Raw genomic sequence first — 18,791 nt, 5'->3', positions numbered from 1 at the left:
GAGAAAATGACCGTGACCACTTCGCCCAAGCGAACCGCCCTCCTCGCTGCCGCGCGCGAGCGCATCCTGGTGCTCGACGGCGCCATGGGCACGATGATCCAGAATCTGCAGCTCGACGAGAAAGCCTTCCGCGGCGAGCGCTTCAAGAACTTCCATCGCGACCTGCGCGGCAACAACGATTTGTTGATCCTGACCCAGCCGCAGGCGATCGAGGACATCCACGCCGCCTATTTGCGCGCCGGCGCCGACATCGTCGCGACCAACACGTTCTCGACGACCTCGATCGCGCAGGCCGATTACGACCTCACCGACATCGTCTACGAGATGGCGCGTGAAGGCGCCCGCCTCGCCGGCAACGCCGCACGGCGCGTCGCGGCCGAGGACGGCAAGCCGCGCTTCGTCGCCGGCGCCATCGGCCCCACCAACCGCACGGCCTCGATCTCGCCCGATGTTTCCAATCCCGGTTACCGCGCCGTCACCTTCGACGATCTGCGCAAGTCCTATGGCGAGCAGATCCGCGGCCTGATCGACGGCGGCGTCGATCTCCTGCTGGTCGAGACCATCTTCGACACGCTCAACGCCAAGGGAGCGCTCTATGCGATCGCCGAGATCACCGAAGAGCTCGGCATCGACGTGCCCGTGATGGTGTCGGGCACCATCACCGACAAATCCGGCCGCCTGCTGTCGGGCCAGATGCCGGAAGCGTTCTGGAATTCGGTGCGGCACGCCAAGCCCGTTACCATCGGCTTCAACTGCGCGCTCGGCGCGGAAGACCTGCGCGCGCATATCGCCGATATCGGCCGCGTCGCCGACACGCTGGTTTGCGCCTATCCCAATGCCGGCCTGCCGAACGAGTTCGGCCAGTATGACGAGACGCCCGAATACATGGCGCGGCTGATCGGCGAGTTCGCGCGCGACGGGCTCGTCAACATCGTCGGCGGCTGCTGCGGCACGACGCCGGACCATATCGCGGCGATTGCTGCCGCAGTGGCGCCGCACAAGCCGCGCATCGTGCCGGAGATCACCCCGCGCCTGCGGCTCTCCGGACTCGAGCCGTTCGTGCTGACCGACGCGATCCCCTTCGTCAATGTCGGCGAACGCACCAACGTCACGGGCTCGGCGCGCTTCCGCAAGTTGATCACGGCAGGCGATTACACCGCCGCGCTCCAGGTCGCGCGCGACCAGGTCGAGAACGGGGCCCAGATCATCGACGTCAACATGGACGAGGGCCTGCTCGATTCCGAAGCGGCGATGGTGACGTTCCTCAATCTCCTCGCCGCCGAGCCCGACATCGCGCGCGTGCCGGTGATGGTCGATTCCTCGAAATTCTCGGTGATCGAGGCCGGCCTGAAATGCGTGCAGGGCAAGCCGGTCGTCAACTCGATCTCGATGAAGGAAGGCGAGGAGAAGTTCATCCACGAGGCGCAGATCGCCCGTCGCCACGGCGCGGCCGTCGTCGTCATGGCGTTCGACGAGGTCGGCCAGGCCGACACGTTCGCGCGCAAGACCGAGATCTGCAAGCGCGCCTACGACATCCTGGTCAACAAGGTCAGCTTCCCGCCTGAGGACATCATCTTCGATCCGAACATCTTCGCGATCGCGACCGGCATCGAGGAGCACAACAATTACGGCGTCGACTTCATCGAGGCGACGCGCTGGATCCGGCAGAACCTGCCGGGCGCGCATGTCTCGGGCGGCGTCTCCAACCTGTCGTTCTCGTTCCGCGGCAACGAGCCGGTGCGCGAAGCCATGCACTCGGTGTTCCTGTATCACGCCATCAAGGCCGGCATGGATATGGGGATCGTCAATGCCGGGCAGATGATCGTCTATGACGACATCGATCCGGAGCTGCGGCAAGTGTGCGAGGACGTCGTCCTCAACCGCGACGCGGGCGCCTCCGAGCGGCTGCTTGCGCTCGCGGAGAAGTTCCGCGGCAAGAAGACCGAAGGCAAGGAAGCCGATCTCGCCTGGCGCGAATGGCCGGTGGAGAAGCGGCTGTCGCATTCGCTGGTGCATGGCATCACCGAATTCATCGAGCAGGACACGGAAGAAGCCCGCAAGAAATCCTCGCGCCCGCTCGACGTCATCGAGGGACCATTGATGGCCGGGATGAACGTGGTCGGCGATCTCTTCGGCGACGGCAAGATGTTCCTGCCGCAGGTGGTGAAATCCGCGCGCGTGATGAAGCAGGCTGTCGCTTACCTCATGCCGTTCATGGAGGAGGAGAAGGCGCGCAACCTTGCGAGCGGCATCGGCACCGAGGGCTCCTCGTCCGCCGGCAAGATCGTGCTCGCGACGGTGAAGGGCGACGTCCACGACATCGGCAAGAACATCGTCGGCATCGTGCTCCAGTGCAACAATTTCGAGGTCATCGATCTCGGCGTGATGGTGCCGGCCGCCAAGATCGTCGAGACGGTGAAGGCGGAGAAGGCCGACATCGTCGGGCTGTCAGGCCTGATCACGCCCTCGCTCGACGAGATGGCGTTCTTCGCCGGCGAATTGCAGCGCGAAGGCTTGAGGCTGCCGCTCCTGATCGGCGGCGCCACCACCAGCCGCGTGCATACGGCCGTCAAGATCGACCCGAGCTATCGCGCCGGTCCCGTCGTGCATGTCAACGACGCCAGCCGCGCTGTCGGCGTCGCCTCCGCCTTGCTCTCGCCGGAGAAGCGCGAGGCCTATGCCGCCGAGGTGCGCGCCGAATACGCCAAGATCTCGGAGGCGCATCTGCGCGCGCAGGCCGACAAGAAGCGGCTGAAGCTGGCCGACGCGCGTGCCAACCGCGTGCCGGTCGACTTTGCCGCGAACAAGCCGGTGAAGCCGACCTTCCTCGGTATTAGGAGCTTCGACGATTACGATCTCGCCGAGCTCGTCGACTGCATCGACTGGACGCCGTTCTTCCAGACCTGGGAGCTCGCCGGACGATTCCCCGCCATCCTCGACGACGCCAAGGTCGGCGAGGTCGCGCGTTCGCTCTATGACGATGCGCGCAAGATGCTCGACACGATCGTCAAGGAGAAGTGGTTCCGGGCGCGCGCGACGATCGGCTTCTGGCCGGCGAACGCGCAAGGCGACGACATCGTGCTCTATGCCGACGAGAGCCGCACCAAGTGCATCGCGACGCTGCACACGCTGCGCCAGCAGCTGGAGAAGCGCGAGGGCCGCTTCAACGCTGCGCTCTCCGACTTCATCGCGCCGGCCGGCGTGCCCGATTATATCGGCGGCTTCGTCGTCACCGCAGGGATCGGCGAGGATGCCGTTGCCGACCGCTTCAAGATGGCGAACGACGATTACTCCTCGATCCTGTGCAAGGCGCTGGCTGACCGTCTCGCCGAGGCGTTTGCGGAGCGCATGCACGCCCGCGTGCGGCGTGAGTTCTGGGCCTATGCGCCGGATGAGGCGCTCTCCAACGAGGAGCTGATCCTGGAGAAGTACTCTGGGATCCGCCCGGCGCCCGGCTATCCCGCGCAGCCCGATCACACCGAGAAGGCGACGCTGTTCGAGCTGCTCGACGCGGAGGCCACCGCCGGCGTGAAGCTGACCGAGAGCTTTGCGATGTGGCCGGGCTCGTCCGTCTCCGGCCTCTATTTTGCAAACCCCGAAAGCTATTATTTCGGCGTCGGCAAGATCGAGCGCGACCAGGTCGAAGACTACGCCGCGCGCAAGGGCATGAGCCTTGCCGAAGCCGAGCGCTGGCTCGCGCCGGTGCTGAACTACATCCCCTCGCAGGACAAGGCCTTCGCGGCGACGCCCGCGAACGACGAGATGCCGAAAGACCTCGCCTCGCATCCGCCGGGCTGCACCTGCGCGGTGCACTTGGTCTGGCAGAAGAAGCGCGCGGGGGCGGGTTAAGCGGGCGTTCAAAACCGAAAGTTGGAAAACAACCCCATGCACAGTAGCGATGGGGTTGAAAAAGCTGAGTTATTTCTGTTTTGGCGAACTTTCGTTGCGGCGTCGGGCAAAACAGGGGTAGTATTGCAACATCGGACTGTTGTGGCGGACTGACAAAGCTCGCCAAGTCCAGCGCCGTCATTCCGGGGCGCGCGTAGCGCGAGCCCGGAATCCATTTCTCCACGTTATCCGCTGCACGATGGATTCCGGGCTCGCGCCAAGAGGCGCGCCCCGGAATGACGGAGGGGCTCATCCCTTCGGCGGGGATAGCGGCTGCGCGATCTCCTTGAACGGGGCCAGTGCCTCGCAACGCTCGCTATGGGCCGCGAGCGCCGGATAGCGCGCGGCGTCGAACAGCTGCGGATGCGCTTCGCGGGTGAAGCGGACGACGCAGGCGACGGCAACGTCTGCGTGGCCGATGCGGTCGCCCAGCCAGTATGGTGTCGCCACCTTGGCGCGCTCGGCTTCGAGCACGTTCAGCACGTCCGCGATCTGCGCCTGGCAACGCTCGACCCAGAGCGCGAGCTGCTCCTTCCGCAGCACGCGTTCGTAGAGCAGGCTCACCGCCTTGTCGCCGAGGCCGGAAGCGAGCGCGCAGATGCGCAAATGCCTGCGCCGGTCGGTGCCGCCGCGTGGCAGCATGGCCTTCTCAGGCCCGACGAGGTCGTCGAGATAATCGAGGATGATCATGCTCTCGATCAGCGCCTCGCCGTCGTCGAGCACCAGGGTCGGCACGCGGCGGAGCGGATTGTACGGCGCAATCTTGTCGGCATCGCCGAAGGTCGACCATGGCCTGTGCTCGAAGGCCAGCCCGTAAAGCCGGAGCGCAATCGCGACGCGGCGGACGAAGGGGGAATCATATTGGCCGATCAGGAACATGGTTCTCGCTCTTCTCGATCATTGAACACCGCAGGGCCGATCAGTCTCCACGACCAGCCCGGCGCGGCGCAACAAAAATCTCGGAAAGGGAGCATTGCGCCTGCCGCAACGACGCCCGCGATGGCATTGCGCTCAAAGGCCGTCCTGGATCGAGCGCTTGATCGCGGCGATGGCGGTCTCGTTGCGCTTGTACATCGTCCATTGCTTGATGCGCTTGGCACGCACCAGCTTGGCCGCTGTCAGCACCCGCATGTGCTCGCTCAATGTCGGCGCGCTGACCCCGAGCTTCTCGGCGATCAGCAATCCGCAGACGCCGTCCTCGACCAGATCGCCGTCTTCCTGCTCGCGAAAATGCCGCCGCGGATCCCGCAGCCATTCCAGGATCTGCAGGCGGCGTTCGTTGGCGAGCGCGCGCAATGCGAGGGCAAACTTCATTTAGCCATTTTGCTAATTACCTAATTGATGTCAACTCTCACTTGGGCTATCCTGGACGGCATCATGACAGCGACAATGGCCATCACACGGGAGCGGATCGCGGCGACCGAGCCGGTCATCCGTCCGCATATCAGGCGCACGCCGCTGCTTCAGGCCGACCTCGCCGATTTCGGCCTGCCGGCCGCGCCGGTCACGTTCAAGCTCGAGATGCTGCAGCATTCCGGATCGTTCAAGGCGCGCGGCGCCTTCGCCAATCTGTTGCTGCGGCAGGTGCCGCAGTCAGGTGTCGTCGCCGCATCCGGCGGCAATCACGGCGCGGCGGTCGCCTATGCGGCGCAGCGACTCGGCGTTCCCGCCACGATCTTCGTGCCCGACATCACCTCGCCGGCCAAGGCCGAGCGGATCAGGAACTATGGCGCAAAGCTCGTGATCGCAGGCAGCCGCTACGCCGATGCGCTCGCCGCGAGCGAGGCGCATGTCGCGCAGACCGGCGCGCTGGCCGTCCATGCCTTCGATCAGGCCGAAACCCTGCTCGGCCAGGGCAGCGTCGGATTGGAATTGGAGCAGGATGCTCCCGGCATCGACACGCTGCTGGTGGCCGTCGGCGGCGGCGGGCTGATCGGCGGCATTGCGGCGTGGTACGCCGGCAGGACGCGCATCGTCGCGGTCGAGCCGGAGCAATCGCCAACGCTGCACGCCGCGTTCGAGGCGGGCGCGCCGGTCGATGCGCCGGCCGGCGGTCTCGCCGCCGACAGCCTGGCGCCGCGCCGGGTCGGCGAGCTGATGTTTCCGCTCGCGCGGGCCCATGTGGAGCGTGTCGTCCTGGTCAGCGACGATGCGATCCGCCAGGCGCAGGCCGCGCTGTGGTCGCACTTGCGCCTCGTCGCTGAGCCCGGCGGCGCCGCTGCCTTTGCCGCGGTGCTCTCCGGCCGCTATCGTCCCTCGGCCGGCGAACGCGTCGCGATTCTTGTCTGCGGGGCGAATACGACGGCGGTGAATCTCGACAGCTGAGCGGGAAATGACATGACGGGACCGCGCGGGCTGATCCTGCTCTCCATCCTGCTGCCGATGATCGGCGCTGGTCACGCGCAGGACCGTCCGATCGGCTTTCTGACGCCGTCGAAGAACATCGCCTGCCAGTTCTTCACCGACAACGGTCAGGGCGTGCTCCGCTGCGACATCATGAACATGGACGCGCGCCCGCGCCGGCCGGCCGATTGCGAGCTCGACTGGGGCCACGCCTTCGAGATGAGCGCGAAGGGCGCTGCCGGCCGCATCTGCGCCGGCGACACCGTGATGGACCCCTCGCTGCCGGTGCTGGCCTATGGCGAAGTGTGGCAGCGCGGGGGACTTACGTGCCGGTCGGAGCAGACCGGGCTGACGTGCTTCAACGCCATGCAGCGGGGGTTTTCGCTGGCGCGAGGGAAGCAGGATGTGTTTTGAGCATGCTCGACCAGAACAACAAGAATGCCGACGAGAATCCATCGCTCAGTATCTTGGGCGTCTACTCGTTCAGCGCCGACAAGGCCACCTATGCCCGCTTCATCCGGGAGCTGATCGATTCGCACGATCCGCCTAATTTCAGCGAAGAAGTTAAGGATATCCTCCGTCTCGGCGGCAGGGGTGACGAGATGGTGCCGTTGACTCCTGAGGAGCGACAGGATCTGGAAAGCGAGCTGCGCTTCTATATGGACGACGCCGCGGTTCTCGAGGTGCTGGTGAAGAATCCGGACCCACGATTTAATCCCCATGACTTCGCTCAGATTGACCCGGCCAACCCCAAGGACCACTCGGAGATGACGTGGAACGAGATGTTCCTGACGGCAGACGGCGAGACGGAGATCAGGACCGACTACAGGCAAAGGCTGCCTGCGGCCAAGCAATATCGCGTGGTGTTCGTCATCCATCGGTGGATGCCTAGCCTCCCACTGCTTTCCAGCTACGGAGAGCTTCAGGCTCCTCCCGTGCAGCCGCTCCCCGAGCGATTATGGCGTCTCGCTCCTTATGAGCTTCCGGAGCCGAGTGTTCGTGCATTCCAGTAGTCCGGAGCGCACCAATCCGAATGGGTCAGCCCGTTACCCCATCCACGGCCGCTAATTGGAAGATTGACAGCAGCGCAGCACTCCTTCCTTGCGAGGGAAGCGAAGCAATCCAGAATCTCTCCATACAGACATTCTGGATTGCTTCGTCGCAAGGGCTCCTCGCAATGACGGTGAGGGAGCGGCCGCGCGTTATTCAATGATCGGCACATGTCTCGCCGCATCGCGCGGTGCCGTGCCGTCAAGGCGCGGATCATCCGCCACTTCGATCTGGCGGCGGAAGGGGCGGAAGCCGGAGCGCTGGTAGAAGGCGACGGCCGAGGGGTGGTCGAGGGTGCAAGTGTGGACCCGGACACGGCGGACGTCGTGTGACCAAGCGCGCTCCAGAGCACGGTTCATCAGGAAACGGGCGGCGCCGGTGCCGATGAGGCCGGCGGTGACGCCGAAATAGGTCAGCTCGCACTGGCCGGCCTCGCGGAAGTCGAGCTCGAGCAGGCCTTCGTCGCGGCCGTCGAGGGCGAGGGCGTAGACTTCGATGCCGGGCGCGTGGATGATTGCGGCGAGTTCGGCGTCGCGCATGCGGGCGCGGGAGAACCACAGCCAGTCTTCGCCGACGCGGCGGAAGAGGTCGCGGTACCAGGGAAGCGCGGGCGCATCGACCTTGCGCAAGGTCCAGGCGCCGGGCGGATCATCGCGGCGCGCGGGGCGAGTGGTCATCTCCAGATGGGTGACGATTGCGGCGATCTTGCCGTTCGGGACGTCGGAATAGCCGTCGGGGACGATCATGTTTCTTGCTTCTTTTGTTGTGGGCTAGCGGGCGGCGCCGTTTGAGGCACCACGGCAGCGCCACACTCCGTCATTGCGAGCGCAGCGAAGCAATCCAGAGTCTTTCCGCAGAGGCAGTCTGGATTGCTTCGTCGCAAGAGCTCCTCGCAATGACGGTCGAGACAGTGGAATGCGCCTCGCGAGGTTGGAGCTAGGAGTCCGTGCTACCCCTCCCCCTCGTCGCTCGCCAGCACGCCCTTCACCGCGCGCGCCCAGCCCGCGAGTTTCCGCTGGCGCGTGGCCTGGCTCATGCTGGGCTTGAAGCGATGCTCGAGGCGCCAATTGTCGGCGAATTTGGTCGGCTCGGGATAGACGCCCGCCTGGAGGCCGGCGAGATAGGCGGCGCCGAGGGCCGTGGTCTCCTGGATCACCGGGCGATCGACCGGCGCGTCCAGGAGATCGGCGAGGCGCTGCATGGTCCAGTCCGACGCCGTCATGCCGCCGTCGACTCGGAGCACGACGCTGGCGGTTTCCGAGCTCGGCCAGTCCGCGCGCATCGCGGCCCAGAGGTCGAAGGTCTGGTAACAGACGCTTTCCAGCGCGGCATGGGCAAGCTCGGCGGGGCCGGTGTTGCGGGTGAGGCCGAACAGCGCGCCGCGGACACGCGGATTCCAGTAAGGCGCGCCCATGCCGACGAAGGCGGGGACCAGATAGACGCTCTGCATGGAGTCCGATTGATCGGCAAGCGGTCCGGTCTCGGCGGCGTGCTTGATGATGCCGAGGCCATCGCGCAGCCATTGCACGGCGGAGCCGGCGACGAAGATCGAGCCTTCCAGCGCGTAGGTGCGCTTGCCCTCGAGCTGATAGGCGACGGTGGTTAGCAGCTTGTTCTTGGAGACGACCGGCGTCATGCCGGTGTTGAGCAGCGCGAAGCAACCGGTGCCGTAGGTCGACTTCATCATGCCCGGGCGGAAGCAGGCCTGGCCGATGGTAGCGGCCTGCTGGTCGCCGGCGATGCCGGCAATGACGATCGGGCCGCCGAACAAATCGGGCGTGCTCTCGCCGAAGCGGGCGGAGGAATCCTTCACCTCGGGCAGCATCGAGCGCGGCACGCCGATGATCTCCAGGAGCTCGTTGTCCCAATCGCCGGTGTGGATGTTGAACAGCAGCGTGCGCGAGGCATTGGTGGCGTCGGTGGCGTGCACCTTGCCGCCGGTGAGGCGCCACAGCAGATAGCAGTCGATGGTGCCGAACATCAATTCGCCGCGCGCGGCGCGGGCCCGGGCGCCGGGAACGTGGTCGAGGATCCAGGCGACTTTGGTTCCGGAAAAATAGGGATCGATGATCAGGCCGGTCTTTTGCGAGATCACCGGCTCGCGGCCGTCTGCTTTCAATTTTGCGCAGATGTCGGCGGTGCGGCGGTCCTGCCAGACAATGGCGCGATGCACGGCCTGGCCGGTGGCACGGTCCCACACCACCGTGGTCTCGCGCTGGTTGGTGATGCCGATCGCGGCGATATCCTTTGCGCTGATGCCGGCGTGCTCGATCGCCTCGCGGCAGACCATCACGGTCGAGGTCCAGATGTCCTCCGGTTCGTGCTCGACCCAGCCGGAGGCCGGAAAATGCTGCGGAAATTCGGCCTGCGCCTTCGCCGCAATGGAAATATCGCCGCGAAACACGATCGCGCGCGAAGAGGTGGTGCCCTGGTCGATGGCGAGGACAAAAGACATGGCGGCTTACCTTGGCGTTGTTCCCCGGGGGGCACGTTGATTGAGGCAGAGAAGACGGGATTGCCGGCCAGAGGTCAAGGCGTGCGCGGCCGGCGCCTTCTTACCCTCCCCTGGAGGGGAGGGTAAGAAAGGGCGCTTCTCGATTACGTTGGCGTTTTTCGCTTGCGCCGGTGAGCGAGGTGCGTGGTTTCCGCCTCGCGCGAGCCATAGAGCTCAACATAGATCCGCTCCATCACCGCGGCCAGATCGTTTGAGAGCGCCGAATCCAGAACCGGATGACGCGGTAGCCTTCGTTCTCGAGCCAGCGTTGGCGTTCGATATCTCGTTTGGCCACACCGTCTTCGTTGTGATGGCCGCCGTCGAGCTCGATGATGAGGCGCTTGGCTGGCAGGAAGAAATCGACCACGTAGGGGCCGATCGGTGCTTGGCGGCGGAAGTGCGAGCCGTCCATCGGAAGGTCTTTGAGAGCACGCCACAAAGCCCGCTCGTGCGGCGTGGTGTTGGCTCGCAGCCTCTTCGCGGCGGCGCGTCGGATTGATGTTGAGACCATTGTTGCGGCTTCACCCCACCCCGCTCGCGCTTCGCGCGATCGACCCTCCCCCTCCAGGGGTGAAGTGAAGCGTGCACGCGTTACAATTGCAAGCGGTGTGACGCTACACCGCCGCGGTGGTCACGCCGCCGTCGATGACGATGGTCTGGCCGGTCATGAAGCTCGAGGCATCGGAGGCGAGGTAGGCGACGGCGCCGGCGATTTCGTCGGGTTCGCCGATGCGGCGGAGCGGCGTGGTGGCGGTGCGGCGCTTCAGGTTGGCTTCGTCTTCCCAGAGGGCGCGGGCGAAGTCGGTCTTGACGAGGCCGGGCGCGATGCAGTTGACGCGGACGCCTTTCGGGCCCCATTCGCCGGCGAGCGAGCGGCACAGCGCGAAATCGGCGGCCTTGGAGATGCCGTAGGCGCCGATCACGGTGGAGCCGCGCAGGCCCCCGATCGAGGAGATGATGATCACCGAGCCCTTGCCGCGCTCGGCCATCTGAGGGATCGCGAGCGCGGAGAGCCAGATGTTGCTCTTGACGTTCGAGCCCATGATCTTGTCGAAGGCTTCGTCTGATATGTCGAGCAGCGGGCCGTAATAGGGGTTCACCGCGGCGTTGCAGACGAGGATGTCGATCTTGCCGTAATGCTTGGTCGCGCCCGCGATCAGCGCCTCGACCTCGTTCTTGCGCGCGATGTTGCAGGGGATGACGGTGGCGTCACCGCCGGCCGCAATGATTCCGTCAGCGACTTCCTTGCACGCGTCGGCCTTGCGGGAGGAGACCACGACCTTGGCGCCGAGTTTCGCCAGGAGTTCGGCCGAGGAGCGGCCGATGCCGCGGCTGGAGCCGGTGACGACGGCGACTTTGCCAGTGAGATCGAACGGGGTGTTTTGCATGGGTGTTGCTCCGCTGATTCAACGGCCTACGTCATTGCGAGGAGCGAAGCGACGAAGCAATCCAGACTGCCTCAACGGAAAGATTCTGGATTGCTTCGCTTCGCTCGCAATGACGATGTGGAGAGAGATCCCGGGCTCGCGCTTCGCGCGCCCCGGGATGACAGATCAGATCAACCCGCCCGCGTCCGCGACGCGGCGCTGGTGGTAGTCGGTGTCGCCAAAGGTGTTCTCGATCATGGTGAGGCGCTTGAAGTAGTGGCCGATCTTGGCCTCCATGGTCATGCCGATGCCGCCGTGGAGCTGGATCGACTGCTGGCCGACGAACTTCAGCGACTTGCCGATCTGCACCTTGGCCGCGGCGATCGCGTTGCTGCGCTCCTTGGCGTCCTCGAAGTCGTTCGCCATGGTCGCGAACATCGACATCGAGCGCGCCTGCTCGGTGGCGACGAACATGTCGGAGGCGCGGTGCTGCAGCGACTGGAACGAGCCGATCGCGACGCCGAACTGCTTGCGCGTCTTGATGTACTCGACCGTGGTCTTGAGCGATTCGTCCATCAGGCCGACCGCCTCGGCGCAGAGCGCGACGCGGGCTTCGTCCACCACGCGCTCGATCAGCGCGAGCGAATCCTCGGGATTGCCGAGCACGGCGTCGGGACCGACCTCGACACCGGTGAAGGTGATGTCGGCGGCGTGCAGGCCGTCCTGGGTCGGATAGGACTTCTTGGCGACGCCCTTGGCATTGGCCGGGACCAGGAACACACCGATGCCTGACTTGTCGCGGCGGTCGCCCTTGGTCCGCGCGGTGACGATCAGGGTGTCGGCGTTCTCGCCGTTGAGCACGACGAATTTTTCGCCGTCGATCACGTAAGAATCACCCTTCTTCTTCGCGGTCGTGGTGACGTCGAACAGATCGTAGCGCGAGTTCTTCTCGAGCTGGGCGAAGGCCAGCGTCTTGCTGCCGTCGATGATGCCGGGCACGTGCGCGGCCTTCTGCGCATCGGTGCCGGCATGACGCAGGAAGCCGCCGCCGATCACGACGGTGGCGAGATACGGCTCCAGCACCAGCGCCTTGCCGAGCGCCTCCATCACGATCATGGTCTCGACGCCGCCGCCGCCGAAGCCGCCATCGGCCTCGCTGAAGGGCAGACCGAGCAGGCCCTGCTCGGCGAGCTTGAGCCAGACCGTTTTGCTCCAGCCGCCCTTCTCCGCCATGTACTTCTTGCGCTGCTCGAAATCGTAGGAATCGGTCAAGAGGCCGTCGATGCTTTCCTTGAGAAGCCGCTGCTCCTCGTTCAGATCAAAATCCATGTTTCTCTACTCTCCCGGTATCTGATGTCGTCATGCCCGGCCTTTTGCCGGGCATCCACGCTCTTCGTGCCGCGAGGCGTGGATGGCCGGGTCAAGCCCGGCCATGACGCCGAGTGTGTGGTGACTGGCTATGGTCACAGCCCCAGCACCGCCTTGGCGATGATGTTGCGCTGGATCTCGTTGGAGCCGCCGTAGATCGAGACCTTGCGGTTGTTGAAGTAGCTCGGCGCGATCTGGGCGGTCCAGTCCATGGCTTCGTTCGAGCCGTCGTCGCCATGCACGTCATAGGGCGCGGCGAACGGGCCGATCACTTCCATCAGAAGCTCGGTGGTGGTCTGCTGGATCTCCGAGCCCTTGATCTTCAGCACCGACGAGGCCGGATTGGGCTTGCCCTTGCCGTGCTTGCCTTCGTCGGCGACGACGCGGAGCTGGGTGAGCTCGAGCGCCTTCAGCTCGATCTCGCAGGCCGCCAGCTTCTCTCGGAAGGCGGGATCCTGGATGATCGGCTTGCCGGCGGATTCGACCTTGGACGCCAGATCCTTGATGCGGCGGATGCGCTCCTTGGAGACGCCGACGCGGGCGATGCCGGTGCGCTCATTGCCGAGCAGGAACTTGGCGTAATCCCAACCCTTGTTCTCCTCGCCGATCAGGTTCTCGTAGGGAACCTCGACGTCGTCGAAGAAGACCTCGTTGACCTCACGGCCGCCATCGATGGTCTGGATCGGGCGCACGGTGACGCCCTTCGACTTCATCGAGAACACGATGAAGGAGATGCCCATCTGCTTCTTGGCGTTGTTGTCGGTGCGGCAGAGGCAGAAGATCATGTCGGCGTGCTGGGCGAGCGTGGTCCAGGTCTTCTGGCCGTTGATGATCCATTTGTCGCCACGGCGCTCGGCCTTGGTCTTGAGCGAGGCGAGGTCGGAGCCGGAGCCGGGCTCGGAGAAGCCCTGGCACCACCAATCGTCGACATTGGCGATGCGCGGCAGGTACTTCTTCTTCTGCTCCTCGTTGCCGAAGGTGTAGATGACGGGGCCGACCATGCTGACGCCGAAGGCGAGCGGCTGCGGCGCCGGATAGGACTGCAGCTCCTCGTTGAAGATGTAGTGCTGCACGCTGGTCCAGCCGGTGCCGCCATATTCCTTCGGCCAATGGCTGACACCCCAGCCCTTCTTGTTGAGGATGCGCCACCACGTCACCATCTCGTCCTTGGAGAGGTGACGGCCCTCGACCAGCTTGCGCCGCGTATCCGGCGGCACGTTGTCGCGGAAGAACTGCCGCACTTCGTCGCGAAACGCCTGCTCTTCTTTCGTGAATGCGAGATCCATTGGATCCTCCTGTGAAACGTTACTTCATTTCGTCATTACGGCGGCGTCAGCAGCGCGAATCCCGGAAGACGATTTCTGCTGCTGGCGCAGTTCGTGGCGCGACAATTTCCCGACCGGCGTGCGCGGCAGGTCATCGACGAACTCGACAGCCGCCGGCAGCTCATGCTTGCCGAGCTTGCCGGCAAGCTGCGCGCGCAGCTCGTCGAGCGTGAACGGCTTTGCCTCGGGCCTCAGCTTGATGAAGGCCTTTGCGGCCTCGCCGCGATAGGGGTCGGGAATGCCGAGCACGATCACCTCGTGCACGCCCGGGATGGTGTAGATCGCCTGCTCGATCATCTGCGGATAGACGTTGAAGCCGCCGGAGATGATCATGTCCTTCTTGCGGTCGACCAGGAAGAAATAGCCGTCGGCATCGACATAGCCGATGTCGCCGGTGAGGAAGCGGCCGTCGACGAAGGCCTCGGTCGATCCCGCCGGCTTGTTCCAGTAGCCCTTGGTGACGTTCGGGCCCTTGATGCGGATCTCGCCGATTTCGCCCGGCGGCAGCACGCGCCTGGGATCGTCCAGCGCGACGACGTCGAGCTCGATGCCGGGCAGCATCAGGCCGATCGAGCCGGGCTTCTCCGGGCCCGTGGGCGGATGGCCGGTGCCGGGCGAGCAGGTCTCGGTCATGCCCCAGCCGCTCTTCAGCTTCTTGCCGACCTTGCGCTCGAAGAAGCTCGCGATCTCCACCGGCAGCGGCGCGCCGCCGGAGCCGATGGCATTGAGCGAGGAGAAGTCGCGCTTGTCGAGATCGGGCAACGCGGCGATCGCGATCCACATCGTCGGCACGCCGGGGAAATACGTCGCACGCTTGACCTCGATGTCGCGCATCACGGCTTCGACGTCGAAGCGCTGATGCAGCGAGATCAGATTGCCGCGGCGGAGCGAGGACAGCAGCACCACGGTGAGCGCGTAGATGTGGAACAGCGGCAGCACGCAGATCACGCGCTCGATTGCCTCGCCCCGGGCGGCGCGGGCCGGCCTGCCCCAGACGTCGTAGATCGACACCGCCGAGGTGAGATTGCCGTGGGTGAGCATCGCGCCCTTGGGCAGGCCGGTGGTGCCGCCGGTATATTGCAGCAGCGCGACGTCGTCGGCCGCGACGACAGGCCATTGCGCGGGCGCTGTGGCGCCCTCGACGAACGCCTTGAAGGTGACGATGCGGGGATCGTCGGGGATCGCCGCCTGCGGTGTGCCGACCTTGCCCCAATGATCGTCCTCGCAGACGACGAGCTTGTCGATCAGTCCCTTCTCCAGGAATTTCAGGGCGGTCGGCAGCAGGGCCCGGAGGTTGGAGGTGACGAGCAGGCGCGAGCCGGAATCGGTGATCTTGTGCGTCAGCGCAATCTCGCCGTCGAGCGGCGACAGATGCGCGACGCGGCTGCCGGTCTTCAGCGCGCCGAAGAAATTGACGGGGTGATCGGGCGTGTTGCCGAGGAACAGCGCGACCGAGGCGCCCTTACCGCAGCCAGCGCGCAGGAACGCCGCCGCTGCGCGATCGGCCAAGCTTGCGAGCTCGGTGTAGCTGATCGGTCGGTCGCGGAATTCCAGCGCGATGCGCGTGCCGAAATCGGCGGCAGCCTTAGAGAGGAGGTCCGGCAGCGTGCCCTGGACGATGGTGTCGTCCCACCGCACGCCCTCGGGGTAAAACTGTTCGCCGGGATGGGTCATGGAATCCTTAAACCGCACAAACCGTCATTCCGGGGCGCCCGAAGGGCGAACCCGGAATCCATCGGGCAGCGCACTCAGAGGCGAGATGGATTCCGGGCCTGGCCCTGCGGGCCATCCCGGAATGACACCGAGAGTGCAAGCTCCCATCACGCTGCTTTCGACTCCGCAGCCAGCGACGCAAACGTCTTGCCCTCCGCGGCGAGCTTCTTCAGCAGCGGGGCGGGCTCGAGGCTGGGGTCATTGGTCTCCTTGGCGTAGAAGGCCAGGCGATCGGCGATGTGCTTGAGGCCGACGCTGTCGGCCCAGAACATCGGGCCGCCACGGTAGATCGGCCAGCCATAGCCGTAGAGCCAGACCACGTCGATGTCGCTGGGACGCGCGGCGATACCCTCTTCCAGGATCTTCGCGCCCTCGTTGATCATCGGATACATCATGCGCTCGAGGATCTCCTCGTCGCTGACGACGCGCTTCTTGCGGCCGAGACGCAGCAAGGTCTCGTCGATCAGCTTCTCGACGTCGGGGTCGGGCAGCGGCGCACGAGAACCCTGCTCGTACTTGTAATAGCCCTTGCCGGTCTTCTGGCCGAAGCGGCCGGCCTCACACAGCGCGTCCGCGATCTCCGACTTGATGCCGCGATCTTTCCGCGAGCGCCAGCCGATGTCGAGGCCGGCGAGATCGCTCATCGCGAACGGGCCCATCGGCATGCCGAACTTGGTGACGACGGCATCGACCTGCTGCGGCAGCGCGCCCTCGAACAGCAGCTTCTCGGACTGCTTGCCGCGCTGGGCCAACATGCGGTTGCCGACGAAGCCGTCGCAGACGCCGACCACGGCCGGCACCTTCGCGATTTTTCGCGCGATGGTCACCGCAGTCACCAGCGCATCCGGCGCGGTCTTGTCGGCACGCACGATCTCGCACAGCTTCATGACGTTGGCCGGCGAGAAGAAGTGCATGCCGAGCACGTCCTGCGGACGCTTGGTCGACTTCGCGATCTCGTCGATGTTGAGATAGGAGGTGTTGGAGGCGAGCACGGCGCCCGGCTTGGCGTACTGGTCGAGCTTGCCGAACACCTCCTTCTTGACCGCCATGGTCTCGAACACGGCCTCGATGACGAGGTCGGCATCGCCAACATTCTCGATGCCGACCTTGCCGTCGATCAGCGCCATGCGCTTGGCGGGCGCATCGGCCGGGATGCCGCCGCGCGCGGCGGTCGCCTCCCAGTTCTTCTGCATCACGCCCATGCCGCGCTTGAGCTGCTCATCGCCAGTCTCGATCAGGGTGACGGGAATGCCGGCATTGGCAAAGGACATGGCGATGCCGCCGCCCATGGTGCCGGCGCCGAGAATGGCGACGCGGTTCACGGGCCGCGGCTTGGTGCCTTCAGGCACGCCGGCGATCTTGTTGGCCTCGCGCTCGGCGAAGAAGGCGTAGCGCTGCGCCTTGGACTGGTCGCTGGCGACGAGCTTGAGGAAGCCCTCGCGCTCCTTCTTCAGGCCTTCGTCGAACGGCAGGTCGATGGCGTAGCCGACGGCATCGGCGGCGGCGAAGGGCGCCTCGAGGCCGCGCGACTTCTTGGTCATGGCCGCGACCGCATTGGTGAAGATGGAGCGGTCGGCCTTGGCGGCGGCGAGCTTGGAATCGTCGTCGCGCAGGCGACGCAGCGGGCGCTTCTCCGCGAGCAGCTTGCGCACGAAGGCTTCGCCACCGGAGGCCGGGCCCTCGACGATCTCCTCGATCAGGCCGTTCCTCAGCGCTTCCGCAGCCCCGATCGGGTCGCCGCCGACGATCATCTTGACGGCGAGCTCCGGGCCCACCGCACGGGGCAGGCGCTGGGTGCCGCCGGCACCGGGCAGAAGTCCGAGCTTCACCTCGGGCAGGCCGAGCTTGGCCTCTTTCACCGCGACGCGGAAATGGCAGGCCAGCGCGACCTCGAGGCCGCCGCCGAGCGCGGTGCCGTGGATCGCGGCAACGACCGGCTTGGGCGAGTTTTCGATCTCGGACAGCACGTCGTTGAGCGCGGGCGGCTTCGGCGGCTTGCCGAACTCGGTGATGTCGGCACCGGCAATGAAGGTGCGACCGGCGCAGGTCAGCACGATGCCCTTGATGGCGGGATCGGCGATCGCGGCCTTGATGCACTCGAGGATCCCACCTCGGACTGCGGCACTCAGCGCATTGACCGGCGGGCTGTTGACCGTGACGATCCCGACTTCGTCATGACGCTCAAGCTTGACCACTTCGCTCACGGTGTCCCTCCTTGATGGGGATTTACTTTTGTTTCGATTTCGCATTGCGGAATTTAATTCCGCATCTTGACGGCAGGGTTATTTTGAAGCACGGACGTTGTCAACGACTCCGCGCAAGAAGCAGATCAGGGATGAAGCGTACAGGAAAGAAGACCGCGACCGATCGGAATTTCGTCGTCGCGCTTTCCCGCGGACTGGAAGTATTGCGCGCGTTCCACCCCAATGACGGCCTGCTCGGCAATCAGGAGATTGCGTCCCGTACCAATCTGCCCAAGCCCACCGTGTCGCGGCTGACCTACACGCTGACCAAGCTCGGTTATCTCACGCCGGTTCCCCGCTTCGAGAAGTACCAGCTCGCCCCGGCAGCGATGTCGCTCGGCTACGCGGCGCTGGCCAATCTGGGCGTTCGGCATTTGTCCGAGCCGTTCCGCGAAGAGGTGATGCGCGCGACCGGCGGCGCCGTCGCCGTCGGCGGCCGTGACCGCCACAGCATGATCTATTTCGGGCAGAGCCGCGGCAGCGAGACCGTCGGCGTTCAACTTGACGTCGGCTCGCGCGTGCCGATTGCAACCAGCGCGATGGGCCGCGCCTATTTCTGGGCACTCGATGACGAAGGTCGCGCCGAAGTGTCGCGCATCCTGCGCGAACATTACGGCAGCCGTTGGCCGAAGATGCGCGAGGGCTTGGAACGTTCCGGCGAGACGGTCGCGAAATACGGCTTTGCGATTTCGGTCGGCGATTGGCACGACGACATCGGCGCGGCCGGCGTCGCGCTCAAGCTCAACGACGGAACCGGACCTTACGCATTCAATTGCGGCGCGCCCGCATTCCGTTTCACGGAAGAGCGTTTGATCAACGACATTGGACCGCGTCTCTTAGCGATGGTAAGGAACATCGAAGCGGCGCTCGGGGGTCTGATGCCGCATTCAAAAAAAGACAGCAGCAAAAAGCTGAAATCAGGAGGAAAAGTTGCGCGTGTGGCCGAGGGATTCAGATAGCCTTTGTCATCATCGGGAGCGGCTCGCATCGCCCCATCGCT

15 protein-coding genes are annotated in these 18,791 nt (G+C 65.1%); 5 read left to right on the top strand and 10 right to left on the bottom strand.

All coding sequences use genetic code 11. The features are described from left to right. Positions 1 to 6: 6 nt before the first annotated feature. Positions 7 to 3,849 carry a methionine synthase gene (gene metH, locus ACM43_RS21950; RefSeq protein ID WP_271542825.1) on the top strand — a complete coding sequence of 1,281 codons (3,843 nt, stop codon included), beginning with the start codon at positions 7 to 9 and terminating at the stop codon, positions 3,847 to 3,849. Positions 3,850 to 4,137: 288 nt separating this feature from the next. Here the strand turns inward: metH and ACM43_RS21945 are convergent, their stop codons facing one another. After that, positions 4,138 to 4,767, bottom strand: a complete 630-nt coding sequence (locus ACM43_RS21945) for a glutathione S-transferase family protein (RefSeq protein WP_271542824.1) — start codon at positions 4,765 to 4,767, stop codon at positions 4,138 to 4,140. Between the two features lie 132 nt (positions 4,768 to 4,899). Next, positions 4,900 to 5,202: an ArsR/SmtB family transcription factor gene (locus tag ACM43_RS21940; RefSeq protein ID WP_271542823.1), complete on the bottom strand. Its 303-nt coding sequence runs from the start codon at positions 5,200 to 5,202 to the stop codon at positions 4,900 to 4,902. 27 nt (positions 5,203 to 5,229) lie between these two features. Here ACM43_RS21940 and ACM43_RS21935 point away from each other — a divergent pair, with 27 nt between their 5' ends. Genes ACM43_RS21935 through ACM43_RS21925 form a run of 3 tightly spaced genes read left to right on the top strand, consistent with a single transcriptional unit; the run spans position 5,230 to position 7,244 of the window. Further along, positions 5,230 to 6,213 (top strand): threonine/serine dehydratase, encoded by a 984-nt coding sequence (locus ACM43_RS21935; RefSeq protein ID WP_271542822.1) that lies wholly within the window; start codon positions 5,230 to 5,232, stop codon positions 6,211 to 6,213. 12 nt (positions 6,214 to 6,225) lie between these two features. Beyond that, positions 6,226 to 6,645 (top strand): DUF6636 domain-containing protein, encoded by a 420-nt coding sequence (locus ACM43_RS21930; protein ID WP_271542821.1) that lies wholly within the window; start codon positions 6,226 to 6,228, stop codon positions 6,643 to 6,645. A gap of 2 nt (positions 6,646 to 6,647) precedes the next feature. Beyond that, the gene (locus ACM43_RS21925) at positions 6,648 to 7,244 is read left to right on the top strand and encodes a hypothetical protein (protein WP_271542820.1); all 597 of its coding nucleotides are present in this window, start codon (positions 6,648 to 6,650) and stop codon (positions 7,242 to 7,244) included. Between the two features lie 189 nt (positions 7,245 to 7,433). Here the strand turns inward: ACM43_RS21925 and ACM43_RS21920 are convergent, their stop codons facing one another. The 8 genes from ACM43_RS21920 to ACM43_RS21885 form a co-directional block, all read right to left on the bottom strand. Continuing rightward, positions 7,434 to 8,027 (bottom strand): GNAT family N-acetyltransferase, encoded by a 594-nt coding sequence (locus ACM43_RS21920; protein ID WP_271542819.1) that lies wholly within the window; start codon positions 8,025 to 8,027, stop codon positions 7,434 to 7,436. 203 nt (positions 8,028 to 8,230) lie between these two features. After that, a complete protein-coding gene (glpK, locus tag ACM43_RS21915; RefSeq protein ID WP_271542818.1) occupies positions 8,231 to 9,736 on the bottom strand; it encodes a glycerol kinase GlpK in 1,506 nt (501 codons plus the stop codon). 232 nt (positions 9,737 to 9,968) lie between these two features. Then, positions 9,969 to 10,286, bottom strand: a complete 318-nt coding sequence (locus ACM43_RS21910) for an endonuclease domain-containing protein (protein WP_271542817.1) — start codon at positions 10,284 to 10,286, stop codon at positions 9,969 to 9,971. Positions 10,287 to 10,389: 103 nt separating this feature from the next. Continuing rightward, positions 10,390 to 11,163: an SDR family NAD(P)-dependent oxidoreductase gene (locus ACM43_RS21905; protein ID WP_271542816.1), complete on the bottom strand. Its 774-nt coding sequence runs from the start codon at positions 11,161 to 11,163 to the stop codon at positions 10,390 to 10,392. 165 nt (positions 11,164 to 11,328) lie between these two features. Beyond that, positions 11,329 to 12,471 carry a pimeloyl-CoA dehydrogenase small subunit gene (gene pimD / locus ACM43_RS21900; RefSeq protein ID WP_271542815.1) on the bottom strand — a complete coding sequence of 381 codons (1,143 nt, stop codon included), beginning with the start codon at positions 12,469 to 12,471 and terminating at the stop codon, positions 11,329 to 11,331. Between the two features lie 134 nt (positions 12,472 to 12,605). Further along, positions 12,606 to 13,796 carry a pimeloyl-CoA dehydrogenase large subunit gene (gene pimC / locus ACM43_RS21895; protein ID WP_172784944.1) on the bottom strand — a complete coding sequence of 397 codons (1,191 nt, stop codon included), beginning with the start codon at positions 13,794 to 13,796 and terminating at the stop codon, positions 12,606 to 12,608. A 24-nt stretch (positions 13,797 to 13,820) separates the two neighbouring features. After that, a complete protein-coding gene (pimA, locus tag ACM43_RS21890; RefSeq protein WP_271542814.1) occupies positions 13,821 to 15,509 on the bottom strand; it encodes a dicarboxylate--CoA ligase PimA in 1,689 nt (562 codons plus the stop codon). 146 nt (positions 15,510 to 15,655) lie between these two features. After that, positions 15,656 to 17,752, bottom strand: a complete 2,097-nt coding sequence (locus ACM43_RS21885) for a 3-hydroxyacyl-CoA dehydrogenase NAD-binding domain-containing protein (protein WP_271542813.1) — start codon at positions 17,750 to 17,752, stop codon at positions 15,656 to 15,658. 131 nt (positions 17,753 to 17,883) lie between these two features. Here ACM43_RS21885 and ACM43_RS21880 point away from each other — a divergent pair, with 131 nt between their 5' ends. Further along, positions 17,884 to 18,750 carry an IclR family transcriptional regulator gene (locus ACM43_RS21880; RefSeq protein ID WP_271543085.1) on the top strand — a complete coding sequence of 289 codons (867 nt, stop codon included), beginning with the start codon at positions 17,884 to 17,886 and terminating at the stop codon, positions 18,748 to 18,750. Positions 18,751 to 18,791 lie beyond the last annotated feature (41 nt).

Origin of the sequence: Bradyrhizobium sp. CCBAU 45321 (assembly GCF_028128975.1) — a bacterium.
Classification (GTDB): Bacteria; Pseudomonadota; Alphaproteobacteria; order Rhizobiales; family Xanthobacteraceae; genus Bradyrhizobium; species Bradyrhizobium yuanmingense.
The sequence above is the reverse complement of the archived record's forward strand: the minus strand, read 5'-3'. Positions and strand labels throughout refer to the sequence as shown.